This is a genomic window from uncultured Meiothermus sp., from assembly GCF_937863175.1.
Taxonomy (GTDB): Bacteria; Deinococcota; Deinococci; order Deinococcales; family Thermaceae; genus Meiothermus.
In genome coordinates this window covers 1-3,796 of sequence record NZ_CALMCQ010000397.1, presented here as the reverse complement: position 1 = coordinate 3,796, position 3,796 = coordinate 1, and the positions used below count along the sequence as shown (strand labels likewise).

General features: G+C 59.0%; 2 protein-coding genes. Both read right to left on the bottom strand.

Annotated features, from left to right (window positions below):
- On the bottom strand, positions 1-1,422 hold a 1,422-nt coding region (locus Q0288_RS14820; RefSeq protein WP_299431990.1), incomplete at its 3' end, for an iron ABC transporter permease.
- Positions 1,423-1,858: 436 nt separating this feature from the next.
- On the bottom strand, positions 1,859-3,325 hold the full coding sequence (locus Q0288_RS14815) for an NADP-dependent isocitrate dehydrogenase (protein ID WP_299431987.1): 1,467 nt from the start codon (positions 3,323-3,325) through the stop codon (positions 1,859-1,861).
- Between the last annotated feature and the right edge of the window lie 471 nt (positions 3,326-3,796).

The following is a 3,796-nucleotide window of genomic DNA, read 5'->3' as shown; positions in this document are numbered from 1 at the left end:
CAGCAGGAAGGTGAGGGGAAGTTCCTTTACAGCGGATAAAAACACCAGGGCCATGCTGGCCAGAACCCCCCGCTGCAACAGGGGGAAGGTGGCCTTGAGGAAGGCTTGCAACGGCCTGTAGCCCAGGCTGCGGGCGGCCTCCTCGAGCCGGGGCGGGGCCTGGTAGAGCGCACTGCGAATGGGGCCGATGGCCTCGGCCAGAAAATGCAAGGCGTAGGCCAGGATCAGCAGGGTCAGGGTCTGGTAGAGAAAAGGTACCCCGCGCAAACTGAAGAAAATCAGAGCCAGAGCAAAGGCCAGGGGGGGCGTGGCATAGCCGATGTATGCAGTGCGCTCGAGCATCCGCGAGAGCCTGCCGGGATACCGCACCCCCAGATAAGCCAGCGGCAGCGCCAGACCGGCTGCTACCAGAGCCGCCGGAGCCGAAGCCTGCAACGAGTTTTTCAGGGCTTCCAGGATGCCTGCCAGGCCGCCCACATACGTATCGGGGTGCTGCAGGGTCCAGTAAAAAATGGAGGTGAGGGGGACGATCAGGGCTCCCACCAGGGAGAGCCCCATCAAGGCATAGGAGGGCAGGGTCCAGGCTCCCAACCTCACCAGGTTTTGCCGCCTTGCGCTGCCGAGCCCTACCCGGCTAAGGGACAGGTTTTTAAGCATTCGCGCCTCAAGCAGGAGCAGGCTGCCGGTGAGTAGAATCAGCATCAGGGAAAGCCAGGCTGCATAAACCCGGTCAAATGCGGCGGAGTATTGCAGGAAAATGGCATAACTGAAGGTCTCGAAGCGCACCAGGCTCACCACGCCAAAATCTCCCAGGACGTGCAGACCGACCAGCAGCCAGCCAGAGTACAGGGCGGGTCTTAACTGGGGCAGTATCACCCGCAAAAAAACTTCGTAGCGTTTGTACCCCAGGCTGCGGGCTGATTCCTCGAGCCCTGAGTCCAGCCCCATAAGGGCTGCCCGCAGGTTCAAGAACAAGTAGGGATAGGTGAAGAGGGTCAAGACCCCCAATGCACCCAGGTAGCCGGTGGGCCTGGGCCAGGGAAAGCCCAACAGGTTTTCCAACCAGCCATTTGCACCGGTCGCACCAAAGAAACCAAATACCCCTACATACCCGGGCACCGCCAGCGGCAACACCAGCAGAACCGTCCAGATGCGCTTGCCTCGCAGGCTGGTTCGACTGGTAATCCAGGCCAGCGGCAAGGCCAGCAGAGTGGTCAGGACAGTCACCCCAACCAGCAGGGCCAGGGTGTTGGCCAGCAGCAGCAGGTTGCGTTCGCGCAGGACAATCTCAATTAGTTGATGGGGTTCGGCTTCCGCAGCCCGCAGTACCAGATACAACAGCGGCAACGTCACCGCCAAACCCACCAGTAAAGCTACTGCCAGCAGCGATTTGGGAATGGGTTTGGCCAGGCTGGGAACCATAAGCTGGGGGACAGCAAGAAAGTACCGTGTCGTGGGTGAAGGGCCCTGGGTATCCCATGATGTCCAGGCATTTCACCGGCAACATGCACAAAACTAGCAAGCTATGGAAAATAAATCAAGTATGTTGGTCGGGATTTCCCCGTATTGTGAACGAGAACCATTGGCGAGAGACCAGGGGGAGACATCCAGCCTCCGGTAGTGTGGACGACCGAACTCCGCTGCCGGGCTGTCAAACCAGGCCCAGAACACCAGGAGGCTATTTTTTGAACCCGGAACTACACCCGTTGGTCGGGTTGGTTTGCCACCTTTTTGATAGCGAAACCCTCCGAATCTGGTATCCGGGCGGTTTTCAACTGGACTGCATCCCAGGCTGCCTTGAAAACCGCCTCTCCGCCGCCTCTGGATTCCGTGAATGGGTGCCCTTCTATCTCGCGCTTCAATCCTCGCCCTGCGCCATCGTGAATCCACTCACCTGGTCGAACTCCTGGAGCTTTTCGAGGTGCATCCAGCGGTGCTCCACAGCGATACGCTGTAGCAGGTCAAGAACGGCAGCATCCGCCAGGTCGGCACCTGCCTCGCGCACCACGAAGCGGCAGCGCCAGTGGTCCACGCAGTCGGTGATCGCGCCGGTCGAGGGGTAGACCTTGGTTCCCCGGTTGGAGATCATCTTCAGCCTGGCGGGAGTCTCAACGGCGAGGTACTCGAGGCTCTTTCCAAGCGCCTCGGGCGAGAGCGATGACTCCACAAAGATATCTACACCCACCACCCGTCTATCTCGAGGTCGGACGAAGTTTGGGGCCGGATCTACTTCAGGAAGCTTGATCGGCTTGTGCTCCCGAACCTGGTATCGCTCAGACTTTCGGCCAAGGTTTGCGATGATGGCCTCGGTGAAAGCGGTGGTGGACGCTGCTTTATCATAGCCCGCCACGTCGCCGGTCTGAACCTTGCCGTCCTCGAGGGTGACCAGAATGGCCTGCTCGATTCTGGTTGCCGCCTCGAACTCGCCCAGGTGGCGCAGCAGCATGACCGCCGACAGCACGACTGCGGTCGGATTGATCACATCGCGGCCCGCGTACTTCGGCGCCGAACCGTGCACCGCTTCAAAGATGGCCACATCGTTGCCAATATTTGCCGAGGGCGCGAACCCCAGCCCACCCACCAGCGCCGAAGTGAGGTCGCTGATGATGTCGCCGTTCATGTTGGTGGTCACAATCACATCGAACTGCTCGGGTTTCTTGACCAGCTGGTGGGCGCAGTTGTCAATGATGATGTGCTGGGCTTCGATTTCAGGATACTCCTGGCTGACTTTCTCGAAGGTGCGCTTGAGGGCTCCCTCAGTGAGCTTCATGATGTTGGATTTGGTCGCGCAGTGGACGCGTTTGCGCCCTTCAGCGATCGCAAGCTCGAAGGCGAGGCGGACTATCTTCTCGCAGCCCTTGGACGAGATGAGCTTAAGGCACTGGGCCACACCGGGGGTCTGCATGTGCTCGATGCCCGCGTAAAGGTCTTCGACGTTCTCGCGAACCACCACCAGGTCAATGCCACGTCCGCTGTATGGGGTTGACACACCCGGTAGCTCGCGCACGGGTCGAATATTGCCGTAGGTCTCGAAGAGTTTGCGGAGGGTGACGTTGGCGCTTTTCTCGCCGAAGCCGACGGGGGTCTCGAGCGGCCCCTTTAGCACAACGCGGGTGTTGCGGATTGACTCGATGGTCTCCTGGGGTACGCCGGAGGCAGTGCCTGCTCGGAAGACGCTTGCACCTGCCTGACGCTCCTCCCAGACAATGGCGACACCAGTCGCCTCGATGATGCGCTGGGCAGCGCGAACGCATTCCGGCCCCACCCCATCTCCAGGGATCAGGGTCACGGTTTTTCTTGCTGGATGCTTGGATGTTGTGTTCATAGGCCTTCTCCTTGCTTTCTATGGCTTTGGGGTGGTTTCATCCCGTCCTCTTTTATGTTCAGTGCGAGGAGCATGTAGCATCTCCGCTTTAGAAATAAATTTCAGGTTCCAGAGCCAGGTAACCAGCCGCGCAACCGGTAGCCGATAACGTCCACTGCTGAACCTTAATCGAACATGTCTAAAGAGGGCGCACCTGGAACACTGTAGAGCGCAGCCTGCCTGCAGGGGCCAGTACAGGGATCGTAGTTTTTGTACGGTTCATCTTACCTTGAAGGACAAGGTTTGAGAATGAGCACCCGCTCTATTCCAGGGGCACAAAACCCCATCAGAACAAGCTTGGTCAGCGCAGAGTGGCTCCGTAATGTAAATCTCTCAGCAAGGTTTTTCTGCACCCCTGCGGGCATAGTAGTACCAGTTGAGCAGCATGTTGAAGGTATAGAAAACGGCGAGGCCGTAGAAGAAGGCCGTTGG

Coding starts and splice junctions, on each gene's coding strand:
- Q0288_RS14815 (WP_299431987.1), bottom strand. CDS start 3,325: ATGAACACAACATCCAAGCATCCAGCAAGAAAAACCGTGACCCTGATC.